This is a genomic window from Streptomyces sp. NPDC044063, from assembly GCF_056434285.1.
Genome location: NZ_JBWKFM010000045.1, coordinates 15,640 through 38,307 on the forward strand (window position 1 = coordinate 15,640; position 22,668 = coordinate 38,307).

Genomic DNA, 22,668 nt, shown 5'->3' on the forward strand with positions numbered 1-22,668 from the left:
ACCCCATCCCCCACCCACCTCAGCCTTCTCATGGGAGGACCCATGCGGTCTTTTGTCATGCCCACATCCAGCTACCCGCCCGCCGCCATCTCCGCCGTAGGCCTCCGCAAGTCGTACGGCGACAAGGCGGTCCTCGACGGCATCGATCTCCACATCCCGGCCGGCTCCGTGTTCGCACTGCTCGGGCCCAACGGCGCCGGCAAGACCACCACCGTGCAGATCCTGTCCACGCTCATCGGCGCCGACGGCGGGCAGGCCCAGGTCGCGGGCCACGACATCGCCACCGCCCCGCACAGGGTGCGCGCCGCGATCGGCGTCACCGGGCAGTTCTCCGCCGTCGACGGGCTGATCACCGGCGAGGAGAACATGTTCCTCATGGCGGACCTCCACCACCTGCCCAAGCGCGAGGGGCGGCGGGTCGCCGCCGAGCTGCTGGAGCGGTTCGACCTGACGAAGGCGGCGAAGAAGCCCGCCTCCACCTACTCCGGCGGCATGAAGCGCCGCCTGGACATCGCCATGACCCTCGTCGGCGCCCCGCGCATCATCTTCCTCGACGAGCCGACCACCGGCCTCGACCCGCGCAGCCGCCACAACATGTGGCAGATCATCCGCGAGCTGGTCTCCGACGGCGTCACCGTCTTCCTCACCACGCAGTACCTGGAGGAGGCCGACCAGCTCGCCGACCGTATCGCCGTCCTCGACAACGGAAAGATCGCCGCCGAGGGCACCGCCGAGGAGCTCAAGCGGCTCGTCCCCGGCGGACACGTACGGCTCCGCTTCTCGGACCCGTCCGCGTACCAGCGCGCCGCCGCCGCGCTGCGCGAGGTCACGAGGGACGACGACGCGCTGGCGCTCCAGATCCCCAGCGACGGCAGCCAGCGCGAGCTGCGCTCCGTCCTCGACTGGCTGGACTCCACCGGCATCGAGGCGGACGAACTGACCGTGCACACCCCCGACCTCGACGACGTGTTCTTCGCCCTGACCGGCGGCACCGTTCCCAACCAGCCCAACCAGCCCAACCAGCCCAACCAGCCCAACCAGCCCAACCAGCCCAAGGAGAACGTCCGATGAGCTCCCCCGGGATCTCCCTCGCCATCCGCGACTCGTCCACGATGCTGCGCCGCAACCTCCTCCACGCGCGCCGCTACCCCTCCCTCACCCTCAACCTGCTGCTGACGCCGATCGTCCTGCTGCTGCTCTTCGTCTACATCTTCGGCGACGTGATGAGCGCCGGCATGGGCGGCGGCGCCGACCGCTCCGCGTACATCGCCTACGTCGTGCCGGGCATCCTGATGATGACCATCGGAGGCACCGTGGTCGGCACCGCGGTGTCCGTCTCCAACGACATGACCGAGGGCATCATCGCCCGCTTCCGCACGATGGCGATCCACCGCGGGTCCGTGCTCATCGGGCACGTCATCAGCAGCGTGCTGCAGTCGGTCGCCAGCGTGGTCCTCGTGGGGGCCGTCGCCGTGGCCATCGGATTCCGGTCCACGAACGCCACGGCCCTGGAGTGGCTGGCGGCGTTCGGGCTGATGGCGCTGGTCGCCCTGGCGCTCACCTGGATCGCGGTCGGCATGGGCATGGTCAGCCCGAACGCCGAGGCCGCCAGCAACAACGCGCTGCCGCTGATCGTCCTGCCGCTCATCTCGAGCGCCTTCGTGCCGATCGACGCGATGCCGGGCTGGTTCCGTCCGATCGCCGAGTACCAGCCGTTCACGCCGGCCATCGAAACCCTGCGCGGGCTGCTGCTCGGTACGGAGATCGGGAACAACGGGTGGCTCGCGATCGCCTGGTGCGTGGCGCTCTCCGTGCTCGGCTACGTCTGGTCGAAGGCGTCCTTCGACCGCGCTTGACCTCAAGTGAACTTGAGGTGTGAGTCTTCTCGACATGAACAGCGACGACATGAACAGCGACGACATGCGGCAGGCCCTGCGAGCCCTCACCGACCGCGCCGAGATCACCGACCTCATGGACCGCTACCTGCGGTCCCTGGACGACGGGGTCTTCGACGAGGAGTGGGCCCGCGCGTTCCACACCGAGGACGTCATCGCCGAGATGCCCATCGGCACCGTCCACGGGCGCGACGCCCTGCTGGAGCACGTCCGCCGCGCGATGGCGTTGTTCGACCGGACCGTGCACATGGGCACCAACGCCGTCATCGAGATCGACGGCGACCGCGCCACCTTCCGCGGCGCCCAGCTCAGCACCCACATCCTGGCCGACGGCTCGGACGGCTCGGACGGTTCGAGCGACCTGTTCGTCTCCGCCGGGCATGTGAACAACGAGCTGGTCAGGACCGCCGACGGCTGGCGCGTCAGCGCCTCGTCCCTCCGGGTGGTGTGGACCCGGGGCACCCCGCCCCGCATCCCCGTCACCGCCTGACACAACTCCCTTCCCGCGAAGCTCAGTCCTCCGCCACCAGCGCCGGCGTCGCGCGCGTCAGGACCTCGCCCCGGAAGAACGCCGGGCTGCGGCGCCACATGATCAGCATGAGGACGACGCCGAGGAGCAGCAGGCCCACGCCGATCACGAAGACCGAGCCGACGCCGAGGACGGCGCTGCCGCTGCCGTAGGACGGGTTCCACATGTCGGCGAGGGTCTTGGCGAAGACGGCGGCGAGCAACACCCCGCCCAGCAGCGGGAAGACGCCCTTGAAGAAGAGGTCGCGCGCGGAGTCCCGCAGCTCGTGGCGGAAGTACCAGGCGCAGGCGAACGCCGTGATCGAGTAGTAGAAGCAGATCATCAGACCCAACGCGTAGACCGTGTCGATCAGCACGTTCTCGCTGAGGAAGCTCATCACGGCGTAGAAGACGCCGGTCGCGGCGCCGGCCGCGATCGTGGCGCGCCCGGGGGACTTGAAGCGCGGGTGGACACGGGCGAACGAGGCCGGCAGGGCCTGGTAGGTGCTCATGGCGAGCACGGTCCGGGCCACGGGCAGGAACGTGGTCTGCAGACTGGCGGCCGCCGAGGCGAGGACGGCGACGAAGAGGAGCACGCCGAGCGCGGTGCCCAGCACCGGGTCGGCGAGGGCGGCGAAGACGTTGCCGGCGGTGTCGGGGTTGCCGAGGCCGGTGCCCTCCTCCCCCGTACCGGCGAACATCTGGGCGGCGACGGCGGTCAGCAGGTACGAGCCGACGAGCACGACCATGGCCAGGAGCGCGGCCCGGCCGGGGGTGCTCGCGCTGCCCTCGGTCTCCTCGTTGACGGTGAGGCAGGCGTCCCAGCCCCAGTACATGAAGATCGAGAGTGACAGGCCGGCGGTGAAGGCGCTGAAGGACTCGACGCCGAACGGGTTCAGCCAGGTCCAGGAGAAGCCGATCGAGCCGGGCAGGTCACCGGATCGGGCCTTCGCGATGGCCGCCACCACGAAGACGGCCAGAACGACGAGTTGGAGGCCTACGAGCGCGTACTGCACGCCCTTGGTGGCCGTCATGCCGCGGTAGCTGACGGCGGTCGCGACGGCGATGAGCGCGAGGCACGTGGCGACGTGGACGGGCCGGTTGCCGTCCAGGTCGGCGACGGCCCCGCTGCCGGTGATCTCGCCCAGCAGGAGGTAGAGGAAGGAGGTGGCGACGCCCGCGAGGTTGGACAGCACGATGATGGTCGCGATGACCAGCCCCCAGCCGCACATCCACCCGATCCGGGGCCCGAAGGCCCGTACGGTCCAGGTGAACGACGTACCGCAGTCGGGGAGCACGGCGTTCAGCTCGCGGTAGGCGAAGGCCACCAGCAGCATCGGGAGGAAGCCCGCCAGGAAGACCGCGGGCATGTGGACCCCGACCTGCCCGGCGGTGGGGCCGAGCGTCGACGTCAGGCAGTAGACGGGCGCGACGGTGGAGATCCCGATGACGGCGCTGCCCAGCAGGCCGACGGAATTCCCGCCGAGACCCTTGGCGCGCACCGCGCGCTGGTCCCCGGCATTGCGGGCCCCGGCGTCGCGGGCCCCGGCGTCGCGCCCCACGACGCCGCCCCTGACCGTGCCTCGGGCCCGTGGCCGAGGATGTACCTGAACCATGGCGAGGACGTTAGGTGCTGCCGAATCCGTAACCGGGAGCGAATCTTCCGAATCCATGACCTTCAACCGCCTATAAAACAGCGGTAGTTGATCTTGCAAACGAAGGCGACACGGACGTTACGCCCGGTAACATTGCGACCCGAGGGGCATCTTCTCGCCCTACGAGAACCGCAACGCCACCCCTTTTGTCCCAGTTCAAAATTTTCCCGTCCCCACCGTCTCCGTGTCCCGCCCCGACCGCAGCACCCGCCCCGGCAGCTCCCCCGTCACCACGTCGTGCCGCACCGTCTCCACCCCGTTGACCCGTACGCTCACCACCCCCACCGCCCGCGAGTCCAGCCGCGCCCCGCCGCCCGGCAGGTCGCGCACCAGCGTCGCCGGGCCCGCGTCGACGCGCTCCGGGTCGAAGAGCACCAGGTCCGCGCGCCAGCCCTGGGCGATCCGGCCGCGCCCGCGCAGCCCGAACAGCCGCGCCGGCGCGTCGCTCAGCATCCGTACCGCCCGCTCCATGGGCACCAGCCCCCGCCCGCGTAAGCAGTCGCCGATGAACCGCGTCGTGTACGGCGCCCCGCACATCCGGTCCAGGTGCGCCCCCGCGTCGGAGCCGCCGAGGAGCACGTCCTCGTGGTCCCAGGCGCGGCGGCGCAGCTGCCAGCTGGCCGGGTCGTCGTCGGTGGGTGTGGGCCACAGGACCGTGCGCAGTTCGTCGGCGGCGCAGATGTCGACGAGCGTCGCGAAGGGGTCGGTGCCGCGCTCGGCGGCGATGTCGCGGACGGTCCGGCCGGTGAGGCCGTCGTTCTCCTTCGTGTAGGTGTCGCCGATGACGTAACGGTCGAAGTCCGTCAGCCGCGCGAGGACGCCCGCCTCCGGGCTCGCGGCGCCCCGAAGCAGCCCCTCGCGCACGGCGGGGTCGCGCAGCCGGGCGATCCGCTCGGGCACCGGCAGGGCGAGGATCTCGCCCCAGCCGGGCAGCAGGTTCAGTGCGCAGAAGGTGCCCAGCGACATGTTCATGGGGGTGAGGATCGGCATGGTCAGGGCGACGATCCGGCCGCCCGCGGCGCGGGCCCGTCCGGAGACGGCGAGCTGGTGCGGCAGGCGTTCCGGCACGGCGGAGTCGATCGTGAGGACGTTCCAGTTCAGCGGGCGGCCGGCGGCGGTCGTCATGCCCACCAGCAGCTCGGCCTCCGCCTCCGAGAAGCGGTCCAGGCAGCCGGCGACGATGGCCTCCAGCTGGGTGCCCTCGTGTTCGCCGACCGCGCGGGCCAGCGCCAGCAGTTCGTCCGGCGCCGCGTGCCGCGAGGCGACGGGGGCGCCGGCCCCGTCGCTGTGGGTGTCGGACTGGGTGGTGGACAGCCCCCAGGCGCCGGCGTCCATGGCCTCGTGCAGCAGCGCGACCATCCGCCGCAGCTGGTTCCCGTCGGGCGTGCCGCCCACCGCGTCCGGCCCCATCACGTACCGGCGCAGCGCGCAGTGCCCGGCCATGAAGCCGGCGTTGACCGCGATCCCGCCGCGCTCCAGCGCGGCGAGGTAGTCGCCGAACGACGACCAGTCCCACGGAGCGCCCTCCTCGAGGGCGGCCAGCGGCATGCCCTCGACGCGGCTCATCATCCGCCGCGTGTAGTCGGCGTCGGCGGGCCGCGCCGGGTCGAGCGGGGCCAGGGTGAAGCCGCAGTTGCCGCCGACGACCGTGGTGACGCCGTGGCTCATCGACGGGGTGGCGTACGGGTCCCAGAAGAGCTGGGCGTCGTAGTGGGTGTGGGGGTCGACGAAGCCGGGGGCGAGGACCAGCCCGTCGGCGTCCTCCTCGGTGCGGGCCCGTTCACCGGTCCGTCCGCCCGCCCTGACCGGTGCCCTGCCGTGCCGGTCGCGCTCGATCACCGCGATCCTGCCCTCCCGGATGCCGACGTCGGCGACGTAGGAGGCCCCTCCGGTGCCGTCGACGACGGTGGCGCGGCGGTAGAGGTGGTCCAGCACGGTCTCGTCCTCTCCCTCGTGCGATGGAGGCCGGTCGTACGGGTGGCGGGGGCCGGGGCGGGGGCCGGGGCAGGGGCCGGGGCAGGGGCCGGGGCGGCGGCCCGGGAGGCGCCGCCCCGGTGCGCGGGGTGGCCGCTCAGGCGTGGCCGGCGGCCCGGCGGTAGCGCGTGGTGCGGTGGACCGGGTCGGTGTCGATCTTCGGGATGACGTGTTCGCCGATGAGCCGGATGGTCGTCGTCGTGTCCTCGGCGGAGATACCGATCGGCAGCCCGAAGGACAGCTGGTCGGCGCCGGCCTGCTCCCAGCGCTTGCACTGCCGGAACACCTCGTCGGGGTCGCCGCAGATCATCAGCTCCTCGGCGATGAGCAGCTCGATGATCTCCTCGGTGTACTCCGGCAGCAGTTCGGGCCACCGGGGGATGCCCTCGGGGCGGGGGAAGGTGTCGTGGTAGCGGAAGAGCAGCGACTGGAGGTAGTGGAGGCCGCCGCCCACCGCGATCTCGACCGCCTTGGCGTGCGTCTCCGCGCAGATGGCGGTGGAGGTGACCATGACGTTGTCGTTGACGTAGTCGCCGACGGGCCGGGCCTCCTTGATCGCGTTCTTGTAGGAGTCGACGACCCACTCCATGTCGGAGACCTTCTGCACGCTGAAGCCGAGGACGCCCAGCCCCTTGCGGGCCGCCATCGCGTACGAGGCGGGCGACCCGGCGGCGTACCACATGGCGGGGTGGGAGGGGCCGTACGGCTTGGGCAGGACCGTGCGCGGCGGCAGGGACCAGTGCTCGCCCGTGAAGCCGGGGTACTCCCCCGGGGCCCACATCCGGGGGAACTCGGCGATGCTCTCCTCCCACATCGCCCTGGTGGCGTCCATGTCGGTCACGCCCGGCAGGAAGCCCAGGATCTCGTGGCTGCCGGCGCCGCGCCCGGTGCCGAACTCGAAGCGGCCGCCGGAGAGGTGGTCGAGCATGGCGGCCTTCTCCGCGAGCTTGACCGGGTGGTTGACCTTGGGCAGGGGGTTGAAGATGCCGGAGCCGAGGTGGATGCGCTCGGTGGCGTGGGCGAGGTAGCCGAGGTAGACGTCGCTGGCGGAGAGGTGGGAGTACTCCTCCAGGAAGTGGTGCTCGGTGGCCCAGGCGTACTTGAAGCCGGACTTGTCGGCCTGGACGACGTAGGCGGCCTCCTCCATCAGCGCGTGGTGCTCGGCCCGCGGGTCGGTGCGCGACCGGACCGCCGGCACATAGCCCTGTACGAAGATCCCGAATTCCACGGAGGTCACCGCCCCTGGTTACTGACGCCTCTGGCACTTCTGACGCTTCGTCAGATCGGTTGACGCGATGCGACTGTGGCACCGGTCACATGGGCCGTCAAGCCCGCCGCCTCACGCCGTGGCGGCCCCCGCCCGCGGCCCCTCGGCCGTCGGCCCGCCCCCGGCCCCTCGGCCGTCAGCCCGCCCACAGCCCTTCCGGCGTGAGCCCCAGCAGCTCGATCGCGTTGCCGCGCACCACGCGCTCCACGACCTCCGGCGCCAGGTGCGCCATCTGCTCCTCGGCCACCTGCCGCGAGCGGGGCCAGGTGGAGTCGGAGTGCGGGTAGTCGGTCTCGTACAGCACGTTCCCCACCCCGATCGCGTCGAGGTTGCGCAGGCCGAAGGCGTCGTCGAAGAAGCAGCCGTACACGTGCTCCGCGAACGCCTCCGAGGGGGGCCGCAGCACCTTGTCCGCGACACCGCCCCAGCCGCGGTTCTCGGCCCACACCGTGTCGGCGCGTTCCAGGATGTACGGGATCCACCCGATCTGCCCCTCCGCGTACATGACGCGGAGCCCCGGGAAGCGGTCGAAGTTGCCCGACATCAGCCAGTCCGCGAGCGAGAAGCAGCAGTTGGCGAACGTGAGCGCCGAGCTCACGGCGGGCGGCGCGTCGGTCGAGGTGGACGGCATCCGCGAGGACGAGCCGATGTGCATGGCCACCACCGTCCCGGTCTCCGCGCAGGCCCGCAGGAAGGGGTCCCAGTCGCCGGAGTGGACGGACGGCAGGCCCAGGTGGGGCGGGATCTCGGAGAAGCACACCGCGCGCACGCCCCGCGCGGCGTTGCGCCGCACCTCGGCGGCGGCGAGCTCCGCGTCCCACAGCGGCACGATGCACAGCGGGATCAGCCGGCCCCCGGCCTGGGGGCCGCACCACTCCTCGACCATCCAGTCGTTGTAGGCCCGTACGCACAGCAGGGCCAGCTCGCGGTCGGCGGCCTCGGTGAAGGTCTGGCCGCAGAAGCGCGGGAACGTCGGGAAGCACAGGGCCGACTGGACGTGGTTGAGGTCCATGTCGGCCAGCCGGTCGGGGACGCTGTACGAGCCCGGCCGCATCTGTTCGTAGGTGATCCCCTCCAGCTTGATCTCATCCCTGGAGCATCCGACGGCGGTATCCAGCCGCGTGAGAGGACGGAACAAATCCTCATAGATCCACCAGTCCGCCACGGGCCCTTCGTCCCCGGGGGCACCCATGGCGGGGGCGAAGCGTCCGCCTGTGAACGTCATGCCCGTGACCGGAGCCCTCACGATGCGCGGTCCGACGTCGTGAAATTTCGCCGGAAGCCGGTTCCGCCAGACGTCGGAGGGCTCGACCGTGTGGTCGTCCACCGAAATTATCTTGGGGAAGCTCGCCATGGCCGACACCGTAGCGCCGATCTGACGAACCGTCAGTAACCCCTGGGCAGGGTACCCGGCAGGACGACCGGAGAGGGCCGTTACCCCTGCTGACGCGGAGGGCCCGGACAAGGCAGACTGGCCGGTGCGACCGAGCAGGACAGGCAGGGGGTCACGATGGCCGGTGATACAGGGCACGGGCTGCGGCTGCGTTTCGCTGTGCTCGGGCCCGTTCGCGCCTGGCGCGGGGACGAAGCGCTCAACACCGGATCACCGCAGCAGCGGGCCCTGCTCGCCGCCCTGCTGCTGCGCGGCGGCCGGACCGCCACCGCGCCCGAGCTCGTCGACGCCCTGTGGGGCGGGGACCCGCCGCACGCGGCCCTCGCCGCCCTGCGCACGTACGCCTCGCGGCTGCGGAAGGCCTTCGGGACGGACGCCGACGCGCTGGTGAGCGAGGCCGGCGGCTACGCCATACGCGTACCCGTCGACGGTCTCGACATCGACGTGGCCGAACGGCTCGCCGCCGAGGCCGACAAGGCCCGCGGCGGCGGCGACCGGACCCGGGCCCGCGAGCTGATGAACGAGGCCCTGGAACTGTGGGACGGCGAGCCGCTGGCCGGCCTGTCCGGCCCGTACGCCGACACCCAGCGCACCCGGCTGGAGGAGTGGCGGCTCGGCCTCCTGGAGACCCGGCTCGACCTGGACCTGGAGGTGGGCGGGCACGCGGAGGCGGTCTCCGAACTGACCGCCCTGACGGCCGCTCACCCGCTGCGGGAGAGGCTGCGGGAGCTGCTGATGCTGGCGCTCTACCGCAGCGGCCGGCAGGCCGAGGCCCTCGCGGTCTACGCCGACACCCGCCGGCTGCTCGCGGACGAGCTGGGCGTCGACCCCTGCGCCGAGTTGTCCGAGCTCCAGCAGCGCATCCTCAACGCCGACGCCGACCTCACCGTCCACTTCACCCCGGCCGACCGGGTCAGCGCGGGCCCGTCCTTCATCCGGCCCGCCCAGCTGCCCGCCACCGTCTCCGACTTCACCGGCCGCGCCGCCTTCGTCGACGAGCTCAGCGAGCAGCTGGCCACGGCCGAGGGCCGCATCATGGCCGTCTCCGCCGTCGCGGGCATCGGCGGCGTCGGCAAGACCACCCTCGCCGTGCACGTCGCGCACGCCGCCCGGCACCGCTTCCCGGACGGCCAGCTGTACGTGGACCTCCAGGGCGCGGGGCCCGTCGTCGCCGAACCCGAGGCCGTACTGGGCTCGTTCCTGCGCGCCCTCGGCATTCCGGACGCCGCGATTCCGGAGGGACTCGAGGAGCGCGCCGCCCTCTTCCGCTCCACCCTCGACGGCCGCAAGGTCCTCACCCTGCTGGACAACGCCCGCGACGCCGCCCAGGTCCGCCCGCTGCTGCCCGGCACCGAAGGCTGCGCCGCCCTCGTCACCAGCCGCATCCGCATGGTCGACCTGGCCGGAGCGCACCTCGTCGACCTCGACGTGATGAGCCCCGAGGAGGCGCTCGTCCTCTTCACCCGCATCGTCGGCGAGGAGCGGGTGGGCGCCGAGCGCGACGCCGCCATGGACGTCGTGGCCGCCTGCGGCTTCCTGCCGCTCGCCATCCGCATCGCCGCCTCCCGGCTGGCCGCCCGCCGCACCTGGACCGTCTCCGTCCTGGCCCGCAAGCTGGCCGACGAACGCCGCCGCCTCGACGAGCTCCGGGCCGGCGACCTCGCCGTCAAGGCCACCTTCGAGCTGGGCTACGGGCAGCTCGAACCCGGCCAGGCCCGCGCCTTCCGGCTGCTGGGACTGGCCGACGGCCCGGACATCTCGCTGGCCGCCGCGGCCGCCGCCCTCGACCTCGACGTGGAGGACACCGAGGAGCTGCTGGAGTCCCTGGTCGACACCTCGCTGCTGGAATCCGCGGCCCCGGGCCGGTACCGCTTCCACGACCTCGTACGCCTCTACGCGCGTGCATGCGCCGAGCGCGACGAGCAGCCGCCCGCCGAGCGCGACGCCGCCATGTCCCGCCTGCTGGACTTCTACCTGGCCACCGCGGCCGGCGTGTACGTCATGGAGCGCCCCGGCGACCAGCTGCTCGCCCACCTCACGCCCACCACCCACCCCGGCCTCACCTTCACCGACCGCAGCGCGGCCGGCGACTGGCTGTACGCCGAGGCGGGCTGCCTCCTCGCCTGCGTACGGCAGCACTCCGGCGCCCGCGGCGACACCCTGCGGCGCGCGGTGGACCTGCTCCTCGCGACGAAGGACCTCGCCGAGTCCGGGGCCGACGCCCGCCAGTACGAGCTGGCCGCCACGTCCCTCCTGGCCGCCACCCAGGCGGCCGGCGACGCCCGCGCCGAGGGCCGCGCCCGTACGGTGCTCACCCACGTCTACAACTGGTCCGACCGCTTCGCCCTGGCCGACGAGCACGGCCGCCAGGCCGTCCTGCTCGGGCGCGCCTCCGACGACCCCATCTCCTGCTGCTACGGCTCCAACAACCGCGCCATCGCGGCCATCTACCAGCAGCGCCACGAGGACGCCGAGAACTTCGTCAACCAGGCCCTGAGCTACTTCCGCGCCGACGGCAACCGCCCCGGCGAGGCCAGCACCCTCAGCAACCTCTCCCGGGTCCAGCTGGGCCGGGGGCGCGTACAGTCCGCCGTGCACCTCGCCGAGCAGGCGCTGGAGATCTACCGCGAGGTCAACGTCTCCTGGCGGCTCGCCAACGGCCTCTACGCGTACGCCCTGGCGCTCACCCAGGCCGGGCGCTACGACGACGCCCTGAAGCGGCTCAACGAGGCCCTGCCCATCTTCCGGGACAACCGGCAGCGGCTGTGGGAGGGCATGACGGTCTTCCGGATGGCCGAGCTGCACTTCGCCGCCCGGCGCCCCGCCCAGGCGGCGGCCCACGCCGAGCAGGCGCTGGCGCAGCTGCGCGGCATCGGCGGCCCCCGGCGGCGCGGGAACGTCCTGACGGTGCTGGGGCGCTCCCTGGACGCCCTGGGCCAGCCGGGCCGCGCGCAGGCCTGCTGGACCGAGGCCCTGACCATCTTCGAGCAGCTGGGGTCGACGGCGGAGGCGACGGAGGTCCGCGGGCTGCTGACGCCGCTGGCAGCGGCGCAGGGCGGACTACTGGCTCACCGCGCAACAGACAATCGCGAGCAGAGGGGACATTCCCGGCTCGCCCATGCCCGCGCGCGGCCCGAAAAAACGCCGTCACGTGCGTGTTCATCGATCGTTTATCGCGACACGGCACTCTAAGAGACGTCGATCCGTCGCGTCGGGGGGCAGGCGGGTCGTAGGTGAGGCCTCACCTCCAGGGTGAACACCGCCCTGATGTGCCCGTCCGGCGGTCCTCGGGGGAGTCGCCGGGCGGGTTCTGCGATCCCCATCGAACCTAACGACTCGCACTGACCACCTGGAGTACAACGATGAGCGACGAGCCTCACCTCAAGCCCGTCAAGGCAATACGGCAGGACGACCACCCGACGGGCGAGAAGCCCTTCGCCGCGGTGCAGGCCGCGCCGGGAGACGACCATCCGACGGGCGGGGAACCGTTCGTCCTGATGGACGACCACCCGACGAGCCCGCCGCCGCTCCGCCTGATGGACGACCACCCGACGGGCGACAAGCCGTTCCGGACTTCGTCGTCCTGATCAGGTCGTCCTGATCGAAGAGAAGCGCGGCGTCCGGCACACGGAGTTCCGACCCGAGGCGCGCGACGTGGAGCTTCCGCCACACATCGGCCGGAAGCTCCCGGAGCCGCCGGGGTCCCCTGGGGGCGACGGGGGAAAGTCGGGGGACCCGGGTACGCGGGGCACGGAGCCGGAAGTACGGGGGACAACGGGGGACCCCACGGGGGAAAGCGCACAACACGGGGGAAGCACGGGGGACCCCACGGGGGAAGCACGGGGGACCCCACGGGGGAAGCACGGGGGACCACGGGGGGAAGCACGACGCACGGGGGATGAACGGGGGATACGGGCCCCGCGGATTCGGGGGAATCCACGGGGACCCGACGGGGGAACGGGGCAAGGCCCGACGGGGGAAACGGGGGCCACGTCCGACGGGGGTTGGACAGCGGGGGAACAACAGGGGCCGGCGTCGACGGCGGGGAGGGGGAGCCGTCGATGCCGGCCCCTGTGTGGTGTACGAGGCGTTGTACGAGGCGGAGTCGCGCCCCACCCGCGCGGGCGCCTCCCGCGCGTACGCGTACGCCGCCGGGAAGCATCGGGACCACACCGATCGACCCACGCATCACCACCCCCGAATTCGACAGGAGTAGCGATGAACCGCACGACCAGGAAGCACGCGACGTTCCACGGCCGGAAGACCCTCGCGATACTCGGCGTCGCCGCGGCCGCCGTCGTCGCCGGCGCCCTCCCGGCGATCGCCGACGACGACCACCCGGCGACCGGGACCGTCTCCGTGGAGGCCCAGCGGGTCTTCGACGACCACCCGGCCGGTGGCGGTGACGACCACCCCGACGCGGCGGTGAACGGCGCCTTCGCCGTCCGCACGGCCTGACGCGGCACGCCGGACGGGTCGAGGGGAGCCCGTCCGGCTCAAGAGCCGGTGTCGCTGTTCCCGAAGCGCTCCCGCAGCTCCCGTTTGAGCACCTTGCCCGCCGCGTTGCGCGGCAGCGCCGGGAGGAACCGCACCGAGCGCGGCACCTTGTAGTTCGCCATCTCCCGCCGGGCCCAGGCGATGAGCCCGGCGGCGGTGAGCTCCCGCCCGGCCGTCCCGGCGCGGCGCACCACGCAGGCCCGGCCGACCTCGCCCAGCCGGGCGTCCGGCACGCCGACGACCGCGACCTCCGCGACCGCGGGATGGCGGGCCAGGACCCGTTCGATCTCCGCCGGGTAGACGTTGAAGCCGCCGGCCACGAACATGTCGCCGAGCCGGTCGGTGACCCTGAGGTTGCCGGCGGCGTCGAGCACTCCCACGTCACCGGTGTGCAGCCAGCCGTCCGCGTCCACGGCCTCCGCCGTCGCCGCGGGGTCCTCGTAGTAGCCGGACATCACCTGGTAGCCGCGCACCAGGATCTCGCCCGCCTGCCCGGCGGGCAGTAGCGCGCCGCCGGGCCCGGCCACCCTGACCTCCGTGTCCGGCACGGCCCGCCCGGACGTCGTCGCGACCACCTCGGGCGGGTCGTCGCGCCGGCACATCGTGATCAGCCCGGTGGCCTCGCTCATGCCGTAGGCCGTCAGCACCGTGGGCACGCCCAGCGTCCGTAACCGGTCGATCAGCGGCCTCGGTACGACGGCGGCGCCGGTCACGACCACGCGGAGGGACGACAGGTCGTGCGACCGCGCCGCCGGGTGGTCGAGGAGCGACTGGTGGAGGGTGGGCGGGCCCGGCAGCACGGTGATCCGCTCGGCCGTGACGGCGGCCAGCACCGCGTCCGGTGAGAAGACGGGCTGCGGGACCATCGTCGCGCCGCGCATCAGCGAGGCGACGATCCCCGCCTTGTAGCCGAAGGTGTGGAAGAACGGGTTGACGATCAGATAGCGGTCCCCCGCCCGCAGCCCCGCCAGCGCGCTCCAGTCGCCGAAGGCCCGCAGGGTCTGGGCGTGGGTGATGACGGCGCCTTTGGGCACGCCCGTGGTGCCGGAGGTGAAGAGGATGTCCGAGGGCGCGTCCGGTGCGACGGCTTCGGCCCGCGCCCGTACGTCCCGCGCGGGGACCGCTTCCCCGGCGGCGAGGAACTCCCGCCGGCCGCGGAAGTCGGCGGGCGCGTCGTCGGCCAGGACCACCACGTCCCGCAGGTCCGGCAGCCCGGGCAGCGGTCCCGTTCCCGGCCCCGGTCCCGTTCCCGGCCCCGGTCCCAGCCCCGGGCCTGGTCCCGGTCCCGGGCCTGGTCCCGGTCCCGGGCCGGAGCCGGCGGCGCTGCGCAGCGCGGCGACGTAGGAGGTGCCGAGGAAGGGGCCGGTGACGAAGAGCAGCCGGGCCCGGGTGCGGGCGAGGATCTGGGCCGCCTCGGCGCCCTTGAAGCGGGTGTTGACCGGGACCAGGACGGCGCCGGCCGTCACGGCGCCGAGGGCGGAGACGATCCAGTCGAGGGAGTTCGGGGCCCAGACGGCGACCCGGTCACCCGCTTCGACCCCGGCCGCCAGGCATGCGGCGGCGGCGCGCTCCACGCGCTCGCCGAGCTCCCGGAAGGAGACCCGGGTGCGGCCGTCCACCACGGCCTCGCGGTCGCCGTACCGGACGGCCGCGAGGGCCGTGAGCCGGGACAGCGTGCCGAACTCCAGGTCACCGCGCAGATCACCGCGCAGATCACCGCGCATCGCAGGCCTCCTAGCGGCCACCTAGCTGACTGTTCGTCAGATTAGCGATAGCCTTCCGCGCTGTCAGCACCGGCCGAGGACGCTGAACCGGCCGAGGACCCAGCGGTCCGGAGGGCGCGATGACGGCAACTCCCACGGCAACACTCAAGGACACCACCGCGATCGTCGGCATCGGCCAGACCCCGTTCGCCCGGCGCCTCCCCGAGTCGGAGAAGACGCTCGCGTGCCGCGCCGTCCTGGCAGCCCTGGACGACGCCGGCATCGCCCCGGCCGAGGTCGACGCCTTCGCCTCGTACACGATGGAGGAGACCGACGAGGTCGAGCTCGCCAAGTCCATCGGCGCCGGCGACGCGACGTTCTTCTCCCGCGTCGGCTACGGCGGGGGCGGCTCCTGCGCCACCGTCGCCCACCTCGCCGCCGCGATCACCACCGGTCAGGCGACCGTCGGCGTGGCCTGGCGCTCGCGCAAACGCGGCTCGGGCCGCCGCCCGTGGACCGATACCCGGGCCCAGCTGCCCATCCCGGCCCAGTGGACCCGCCCGTACGGGCTGCTGCGCCCGGTGGACGAGATCGCGATGCTGGCCCGCCGCTACCTCCACGAGTACGGCGCCACCCGCGATCACCTCTTCAACGTCGCCCTGGCCTGCCGCGACCACGCCCAGCGGAACCCGGCCGCGATGATGCGCGAACGGCCCCTGACCCGCGAGGCGTACATGACCTCGCGCTGGATCAGCGAGCCGCTCTGCCTCTTCGACAACTGCCTGGAGACGGACGGCGCGCTGGCCTGCGTCGTCGTCTCCGCCGACCGCGCCCGTGACTGCCGGCACGCCCCGGTCTACGTCCACGCGGCCGCCCAGGGACTGCCCGCCCAACACCACGGCATGGTCAACTACTGGACGGACGAGCCGCTGACCGGCCCCTCCTGGACCGCCGCCCGGCAGCTGTGGAAGCAGGCCGACTTCGGCCCCGACGACGTCCATGTCGCCCAGATCTACGACGCGTTCACCCCGCTCATCCCGCTCTCCCTGGAGGGCTACGGCTTCTGCGGGCGCGGCGAGGGCGCGGCCTTCACCGAGGGCGGCGCGCTCGAGATCGGCGGCCGGCTGCCGATCAACACGGCGGGCGGCGGGCTGAGCGAGGCCTACGTGCACGGCTTCAACCTCGTCAACGAGGGCGTGCGGCAGCTCCGCGGCACCTCCACCGCGCAGGTGCCCGGTGCCGCGACCTGCCTGGTCACGGCAGGCGAGGGCGTCCCCACATCGGCACTCCTGCTGAGGAGTTGAGTGATGATGGGCAACGGTCACGACGGACCCCTGCTGCCCGTTCCCGACACCGACGGGGAGCCGTTCTGGGAGTACGCCGCGCGGGGCGAGCTACGGGTCCAGGCCTGCGGCGACTGCCACGCGCCCCGCTTCCCGCCCCGGCCCTGCTGTCCCCGTTGCCGGTCCTTCGCCACCGAGTGGCGCCGGGTCTCCGGGCGCGGGCACGTCTGGTCGTACGTCGTGCCCCACCCGCCCCTGCTGCCCGCCTACGCCGAGCAGGCGCCGTACGCGGTCGTCGTCGTGGAGCTCGACGACTGCCCCGGCATCCGTCTCGTCGGCAATCCGGTGGCGGACGCGGGGCCGGGGCCGGATGTGGGGCCGGGCGCGGCGCCGGGCGCGGGGCCCGGTCTCACCGCGCCGCCGGGGCTGCGGATCGGGGCGCCGGTCAGGGTGGTGTTCACGGAAGTCGCGCCGGGCGTCACCGTGCCGCGCTGGCTCCTGGAGGACCGGCCTCTGGACAACCGGCCTCTGGACAACCGACCTCGGGACAACCGACCTCGGGACAACCGACCTCTGGAGGAGCGATGACCGTTCGTTGCGACGTCCGCCCCGACGGGGTCGCGCTCGTCACCCTGGACCGTCCCGAGCGCCACAACGCCATCGACCTGCCCACGGCCGCCCGGCTGAAGGCCCTGTGGGACTCCTTCCGCCGCGACGACGCCGTACGGGCCGTCGTCCTCACCGGCGCGGGCGACCGGGCGTTCTGCACGGGCATCGACCGCTCGGCCCCGGCCGAGGTGCCGCAGCCCGGCTCGCCCTACTCGCTGGACGACCCGCTCCTCGGCGTCGGCCCCAAGGCCGCCGACCTGTGGAAGCCCGTGGTGGCCGCGGTCGGCGGGATGGCCTGCGGCGGGGCGTTCTACCTGCTGGGCGAGTCGGAGTTCGTCGTCGCCTCCGAGAACGCGACGTTCTTCGACCCGCACACCTCGTACGGCATGGTCAGCGCGTACGAGGCCGTGCACATGGCGCAGCGCATGCCCTTCGGGGAGGCCGCGCGGATGGCGCTGACGGGCACGGCCGAGCGCCTCTCGGCCCGGCGCGCCCACGCCGTCGGGCTGGTCTCGGAGCTGACCCCGCCCGGGGAGGCCACGGCCGCGGCCCTGCGGGTGGCGGCCGTGATCGCCTCCCATCCGACCGAGGCGGTCCAGGGCACCGTGCGCGCCCTGTGGACGGCGCGGGAGGCCGTGCTGGCCCACGCCTTCGCGCTGGCCCCCCATCTCGTCACCCTGGGCAGCCTGGCGCCGGACGCCCAGGCGGCCCGCTTCGCCGCCCGCACCCGGGACCACCGCGTGCGGTGATTTTGTGTGCGTGTGTGGGGGGAGGTCAGCGCCTCGTCAGGCCCGTCCCCTTCTCGGCGTCGAGGGCGTAGACGCACCGGTCCTTGCTGCACGCGTACACCACACCGGCGGCCGCCACCGGCGAACCGGTGATCTCGCCGCCCGTGGCCAGCTTCCAGCGGAGCTGGCCGCCGGTGGCGTCCACCGTGTAGAGGCAGTGGTCGGCCGAGCCGAAGTGCACCCTGCCGTCGGCGACGACGGGCGTGCCGACGATGTCCCCGCCCGCCGCGAACCGCCACCGGGGCGTGCCGGTGACGGCGTCCAGCGTGTACAGCGCGCCGCCGCTGCCCAGGTGGATCGCCCCGGCGGAGACCAGCACCGGCTCGGTGGACTGGCGGGACTCGGTGGCGATGCGCCAGCGGTCGCGGCCGGTCGCCGCGTCCAGGGCGTAGACCGTGCCCAGATAGTCGGCGATGTAGACACCGCCGCCCGTGACGGCGGGGCCGGGGGCGAACGCGGGCGGGCTCAGGAACACCGCCGGCGCCTCGAAGCGCCAGCGCACGTCGCCCCGCGCCACGTCGATGGCGAGGACGCGCGTGCCGGCGGCGACGTAGACGACGCCGTCGGGGGCCGCGAGCAGCCGTACGGGCACACCGCCGCAGGAGGCCGCGTCACCCACGGGGTACGACCAGCGCTCCACGCCCGTACGGGCCTCCAGGGCGCGCAGCCGGGCGTCGGACCAGACGTAGACCGTGCCGTCGTGGACGGCCGGGCCGCAGTCGGGCGTCTCGAAGTCGGTCTGGGCGCCGCCCATCTCCCACAGGAGCTCGCCGTTGGCGGCCTCCCAGGCCTGGACACCGCCGCCGCGGGTGCCGGTGACGACCGTGCCCCGGTCGGCCTTGAGGGAGTAGACCCAGCCGTCGGTGGACAGCCGCCAGCGCTCCGCGCCGTCGGCGGCGTCCAGGGCGTAGAGGGTCGGCCCGTCGGAGGCGTGTATGCGGCCGTCGGCCACCGCCATGGCCCAGGCCACGTCGCGGGTCTTGAACTGCCGTCGCCCGCTGGCCACGTCGAGGGCGTGCACCTCGAACGACGTCACGTACAGCAGGTCGCCGGATACGACGGGCGTGCCCCACACGTCGTTGGACATGCGGAACCGCCAGGGGCGCCAACGCGCCGGGGCGCTCTGGGTGTTGGCACCGCCGTCGGACGCCGGGTCGGACACCGAAGGCTGGGCCGACGGCTGCACGGACGACTGGGCTGACGGCTGCGCCGACGGCTGGGCGGGGACCGCGGCGGCCGAGGCTCCGGCCGGCGGGCGGACCCAGCCGGTCGTGGCACCGGCGGCGGCGCCCGTGCGGTCGTGCGGATCGCGGGCGTCGGCGACGCGCGGCCCGGGGCCGATCGGCACCCGCGAGCCGGCCAGCCGGACCGTGCCGTCGGCACCGGCGGCCATGGAGACGGCCGAAGGCGCGCCGACCGGGGCCGGGGGCGCGGTGACGGGGGCGGCGGCGTGCCGGCCCTGCGGGCCGGCGGGGGCCGCTCCGGTACGGACGCCGGGCGGGCCGCTCAGCCCGCCGCGGGGGTCGGGCGTGCCCGTGCCGGCGGACCGGCCGGCGGCCGGGCCACGGGAGCCGCCCGCGTGGCCGTCGCCGCCCCAGGAGGCCGCCGGACGGCCGCCCTGCGGCTCGTAGGCGCCCACGGGCTCGGGGGCAGGGGCGCGGGCCGGGGTCGGCGGCTGGGCGGGCCGCGGCGGGACGGCGGGACGGCCGGTGCCGCGCGCGCCGCCGCCGGCCGTGGCCGGGCGGTGGCCGGCGCGGCGCTGCTCGATCAGCGAGACGGCGTTGTCGGGCAGCCACGCGGAGGCGGTGCCGCTGTCGTCGCCGCCGGAGGCGAAGAGGTGCGGGGCGAGCTGGGACTGGAGGTCGGCCGGGCTGGGCCGGTTCTCCGCCGCCATCTGCATGCAGGACTCGATGAGCGGCAGCAGCTCGTCCGGCAGGCCGCCGAGGTCCGGGCCCTCCCGGAGCAGCATGAAGACCGTCTCGACGGGGTTGGCGCCGTGGAACGGCGCGTGCCCGGTGGCGGCGAAGACCAGCGTGGAGCCCAGCGAGAAGATGTCGCTGGCGCCCGTCACACTCCGGGAATCGCGCGCCTGTTCGGGTGACATGTACGCGGGGGTGCCGACCGCCACGTTCGTCATGGTCAGCCGGGTGTTGGAGACGCCCGAGGCGATGCCGAAGTCGATGACCCGGGGGCCGTCCTCCACCACCAGCACGTTCGACGGCTTGAGGTCGCGGTGCACGAGCCCGGCGCCGTGGATGGACTGCAGCGCCTCGGCGATGCCCGCCGCCAGCCAACGCACGGCCTGCGCCGGGAGCGGACCGCACTCGTTGACGATCTCCTCGAGGGACGGCGCGGGGACGTACGCGGTGGCCAGCCAGGGCACGGCCGCCCTGGGGTCGGCGTCCACGACGGCGGCGGTGTAGAAGCCGCTGACCGCGCGGGCCGCTTCCACCTCACGAGTGAAGCGGACCCGGAAGAGCTGGTCCTCCGCGAGCTCCGTACGCACCGTTTTGATCGCCACGCGCCGGCCGGACGCCGAGCGCGCGAGATAGACCAGCCCCATGCCGCCGGCACCGAGTCGGCCGAGCACCTCGAACGGGCCGATCCGTCTCGGGTCGTGCTGCGTAAGCTGCTCCACCACTGACCTGCCACCTCCCCGTGGGGGCTTGAAGAGTTTCAGCCCCGTGCAGCGTCTCTCCGCGAAATTATCCCGGGGTACGCACCCTGATTGTTCCTGGCGAAGCCCCCGGTTGCGAACCCGGGGCACGCTTCGCCGTGTCTCCGCCATATCCGGCCATATGCCAACACATGGGGAGCACTCGCCCCGACACCCCCTCCCCACCTGCTGTTTTCCGCCCCAGCCCGCTCCCTTCTCCCTCCGGCCCCGGCTACCCCTCCCCCGCCTCGCCCGTCTCCTCCGCCCCTCTCGCCCCCGCAGCGTCCTCGGCGACGCCGGCGTCCCCGGCGTCCCCGGCGTCCTGGACATCCGAGACGTCGATCACGGCGAAGTCGGCGCCCTGGTCGTCGGCGAGCACGGCGAAGCGCCCGTAGGGGGTGTCCTGGGGCTCGCGGCGGACCCGGCCGCGCAGCCGCAGGGCCGTGTCCACCGTGGCGTCGCAGTCGCCGACGACGAGATAGACGAGGTAGTGGGCGGGCATCTCCTGGGGGAAACGGCCGTCCATGACGGCCCGGCCCGCCACCGCGTTCTCCGGCCCGGCGGGCGCTCCGGAGGGGACCCACACGGCGAACTCGACGCCCGCCTCGTCGCTCACGTCCTGCGTACGGAACCCGAAGACGGCCTCGTAGAAGGGATCGACCGCCGCGGCGTCCCAGGTGAACACCTCGATCCAGCCGAACGAACCGGGCTCGCCGCGCTTCTCGAACCCCCGGTGCGTACCGGCCTGCCAGACGCCGAACACCGCTCCCCCGGGGTCGGCGGCCATGAGCATCGTGCCGAACGGGCCGATCGGCATGGGCCCCATGACGATCTGCCCGCCCGCGGCCCGGATGCGGTCGGCGGTGGCGGCCGCGTCGGCCGAGGCGAAGTACACGGACCAGGCGGTCGGCATCCGTCCGTCGGGCTTGGGCGCCAGCGCCGCGACGTTCTTCCCCTCGTGGAAGGCCTGGGTGTAGTGGCCGTACTCGCCGCCGCTGTCCCGGAAGTCCCAGCCGAGGAGTTCGCCGTAGAACCGCTTGCCCGCCTCGACGTCGGGCAGCATGACGTCCGCCCAGCACGGCACGCCTTCGCGGATTCCGTCCGTGGCTGTGCTCATGGTCGGCTCCTTCCCGTGCGACCGGACCGCGCCGCCGGGGCCCGGAGCCCCCGCCGCGCCGAGTGTTCTCGCTGCCACGGTAAGGGGCTTTCCGGGTTCTCGCGCGGCCTGTGGATAACCCCCGGGAAAGCGTCGGCGGATATCCCCGTCCACAGCCCGTTGATAGGACAATTCACCGGTACGGGCCAATCCAGTTCAACTGTCTCCATGCCCCCGCACACCGGCTCCGACCTGCGGTTCTACCCCGTCGCACACCCCCGCCCCCATTTGCATGCGGCCGAATCGCGCTCCGATCACCCCTCGGTAAGCTGACGGCATGACAGGACAAGTACGCACCGTCGACGGTCGGGTGGCCGGTCGGCGAGGGCAGGCGACGCGGCAGAAGCTGCTCGACTGCCTCAGCGAAATGCTCAGCTCCTCGCCCTACCGGGATGTCAAGGTCATCGACGTCGCGCGCCGGGCGGGCACCTCTCCCGCGACCTTCTACCAGTACTTCCCCGACGTCGAGGGCGCCGTCCTCGAGATCGCGGAGGAAATGGCGAAGGAGGGCGCAAGCCTGACCGAATTCGTCGCCGGACGCACCTGGGTGGGCAAGTCCGCCTGGCAGGCCGCGGAGGAACTGGTCGACGGCTTCCTCGGCTTCTGGCGCAAGCATGACGCGATCCTCCGCGTCGTCGACCTCGGCGCGGCCGAGGGCGACAAGCGGTTCTACAAGATCCGTATGAAGATCCTCAACGCCGTCACCAACTCCCTGACGGATTCCATCAAGGAACTCCAGTCCAAGAACAAGGTGGACAAGGACGTCAACCCGGCGGCCGTGGCCGGCGCGCTCGTCGCCATGCTCGCCGCCGTGGCCTCGCACCAGAAGGGCTTCCAGAGCTGGGGCGTCAAACAGGCCGAGCTCAAGCCCAACCTGGCGCTGCTGGTGCACCTGGGCATCACCGGCAAGAAGCCCACGCGGTAGGTCCCGTACGCCCCGCGTACGGCGCGGGCCACGTACGGAGCGGGTCCCACGTACGGAGCGGGTCCAACGTACGGAGCGGGCCGCGCGAACGGGCCCCGCGCGAACCGCCCCGGAAGCGCCCGGGGATGCGCCCGGGATACGCCCCGCTTACGCCCCGCATCCGCGCCACGACGCCCGCGGCGCGGCAGCACCGCACGCCACCCGCCACCCGCCACCCGCCACCCACCGCATGCCACAACCGCACGCACCTCGTCCTGTCATCGCAGCGGGGGGGGGGGGGGGGGGGGGGGGGGGGGGGGGGGGGGGGGGGGGGGGGGGGGGGGGGGGGGGGGGGGGGGGGGGGGGGGGGGGGGGGGGGGG

Annotated in this window: 17 protein-coding genes; 10 read left to right on the plus strand and 7 right to left on the minus strand. The window is 73.2% G+C overall.

The window, feature by feature from the left end; translation table 11 throughout:
• Positions 1-57 precede the first annotated feature (57 nt).
• Genes AC07BS_RS33245 through AC07BS_RS33255 form a run of 3 tightly spaced genes read left to right on the plus strand, consistent with a single transcriptional unit; the run spans position 58 to position 2,385 of the window.
• Positions 58-1,071 carry an ATP-binding cassette domain-containing protein gene (locus AC07BS_RS33245; RefSeq protein ID WP_478935357.1) on the plus strand — a complete coding sequence of 338 codons (1,014 nt, stop codon included), beginning with the start codon at positions 58-60 and terminating at the stop codon, positions 1,069-1,071.
• Entirely contained in the window at positions 1,068-1,856 is a 789-nt protein-coding gene (locus AC07BS_RS33250; RefSeq protein ID WP_478646927.1) for an ABC transporter permease, read from the plus strand. The genes AC07BS_RS33245 and AC07BS_RS33250 overlap by 4 nt, the downstream gene beginning before the upstream one ends.
• A gap of 34 nt (positions 1,857-1,890) precedes the next feature.
• Positions 1,891-2,385 (plus strand): nuclear transport factor 2 family protein, encoded by a 495-nt coding sequence (locus tag AC07BS_RS33255; protein WP_478935358.1) that lies wholly within the window; start codon positions 1,891-1,893, stop codon positions 2,383-2,385.
• A gap of 22 nt (positions 2,386-2,407) precedes the next feature.
• On the opposite strand, the gene AC07BS_RS33260 is transcribed toward AC07BS_RS33255, so the two are convergent.
• From AC07BS_RS33260 to AC07BS_RS33275, 4 genes are all read right to left on the minus strand, one after another.
• Positions 2,408-4,018 carry an APC family permease gene (locus AC07BS_RS33260; RefSeq protein ID WP_478935359.1) on the minus strand — a complete coding sequence of 537 codons (1,611 nt, stop codon included), beginning with the start codon at positions 4,016-4,018 and terminating at the stop codon, positions 2,408-2,410.
• Between the two features lie 195 nt (positions 4,019-4,213).
• Positions 4,214-5,992: an N-acyl-D-amino-acid deacylase family protein gene (locus tag AC07BS_RS33265; protein ID WP_478935360.1), complete on the minus strand. Its 1,779-nt coding sequence runs from the start codon at positions 5,990-5,992 to the stop codon at positions 4,214-4,216.
• 136 nt (positions 5,993-6,128) lie between these two features.
• Complete coding sequence (locus AC07BS_RS33270) at positions 6,129-7,259, minus strand: LLM class flavin-dependent oxidoreductase (protein WP_478646938.1); 1,131 nt, start codon at positions 7,257-7,259, stop codon at positions 6,129-6,131.
• Positions 7,260-7,434: 175 nt separating this feature from the next.
• Positions 7,435-8,652 carry an amidohydrolase family protein gene (locus AC07BS_RS33275; protein WP_478935361.1) on the minus strand — a complete coding sequence of 406 codons (1,218 nt, stop codon included), beginning with the start codon at positions 8,650-8,652 and terminating at the stop codon, positions 7,435-7,437.
• Positions 8,653-8,808: 156 nt separating this feature from the next.
• Between AC07BS_RS33275 and afsR the strand changes: the two genes are divergently transcribed.
• The 3 genes from afsR (at position 8,809) to AC07BS_RS33290 (ending at position 13,149) form a co-directional block, all read left to right on the plus strand.
• Positions 8,809-11,883 carry an SARP-family global regulator AfsR gene (gene afsR / locus AC07BS_RS33280; protein ID WP_478935362.1) on the plus strand — a complete coding sequence of 1,025 codons (3,075 nt, stop codon included), beginning with the start codon at positions 8,809-8,811 and terminating at the stop codon, positions 11,881-11,883.
• A gap of 170 nt (positions 11,884-12,053) precedes the next feature.
• Entirely contained in the window at positions 12,054-12,278 is a 225-nt protein-coding gene (locus AC07BS_RS33285; RefSeq protein WP_478646945.1) for a hypothetical protein, read from the plus strand.
• A 631-nt stretch (positions 12,279-12,909) separates the two neighbouring features.
• Positions 12,910-13,149 carry a hypothetical protein gene (locus tag AC07BS_RS33290; RefSeq protein ID WP_478935363.1) on the plus strand — a complete coding sequence of 80 codons (240 nt, stop codon included), beginning with the start codon at positions 12,910-12,912 and terminating at the stop codon, positions 13,147-13,149.
• 38 nt (positions 13,150-13,187) lie between these two features.
• On the opposite strand, the gene AC07BS_RS33295 is transcribed toward AC07BS_RS33290, so the two are convergent.
• The gene (locus AC07BS_RS33295; protein ID WP_478935364.1) at positions 13,188-14,912 is read right to left on the minus strand and encodes an AMP-binding protein; all 1,725 of its coding nucleotides are present in this window, start codon (positions 14,910-14,912) and stop codon (positions 13,188-13,190) included.
• A 119-nt stretch (positions 14,913-15,031) separates the two neighbouring features.
• Between AC07BS_RS33295 and AC07BS_RS33300 the strand changes: the two genes are divergently transcribed.
• Genes AC07BS_RS33300 through AC07BS_RS33310 form a run of 3 tightly spaced genes read left to right on the plus strand, consistent with a single transcriptional unit; the run spans position 15,032 to position 17,532 of the window.
• Entirely contained in the window at positions 15,032-16,195 is a 1,164-nt protein-coding gene (locus AC07BS_RS33300; protein WP_478935366.1) for a lipid-transfer protein, read from the plus strand.
• A 3-nt stretch (positions 16,196-16,198) separates the two neighbouring features.
• Positions 16,199-16,762: a Zn-ribbon domain-containing OB-fold protein gene (locus AC07BS_RS33305; RefSeq protein WP_478935367.1), complete on the plus strand. Its 564-nt coding sequence runs from the start codon at positions 16,199-16,201 to the stop codon at positions 16,760-16,762.
• Entirely contained in the window at positions 16,759-17,532 is a 774-nt protein-coding gene (locus tag AC07BS_RS33310) for an enoyl-CoA hydratase/isomerase family protein (protein ID WP_478935369.1), read from the plus strand. Before AC07BS_RS33305 ends, AC07BS_RS33310 begins: the two co-directional genes overlap by 4 nt.
• Positions 17,533-17,557: 25 nt before the next feature.
• Here AC07BS_RS33310 and afsK read toward each other — a convergent pair whose 3' ends face one another.
• Both afsK and kbpA read right to left on the minus strand, forming a co-directional pair.
• Positions 17,558-20,212, minus strand: a complete 2,655-nt coding sequence (afsK, locus tag AC07BS_RS33315; protein WP_478935370.1) for a protein serine/threonine kinase AfsK — start codon at positions 20,210-20,212, stop codon at positions 17,558-17,560.
• Between the two features lie 247 nt (positions 20,213-20,459).
• Positions 20,460-21,344, minus strand: coding sequence for an AfsK-binding protein KbpA (gene kbpA, locus AC07BS_RS33320; RefSeq protein ID WP_478935371.1), 885 nt, complete (start codon positions 21,342-21,344; stop codon positions 20,460-20,462).
• Between the two features lie 316 nt (positions 21,345-21,660).
• Here kbpA and AC07BS_RS33325 point away from each other — a divergent pair, with 316 nt between their 5' ends.
• Complete coding sequence (locus tag AC07BS_RS33325; protein ID WP_478646963.1) at positions 21,661-22,308, plus strand: TetR/AcrR family transcriptional regulator; 648 nt, start codon at positions 21,661-21,663, stop codon at positions 22,306-22,308.
• Positions 22,309-22,668: the final 360 nt, after the last annotated feature.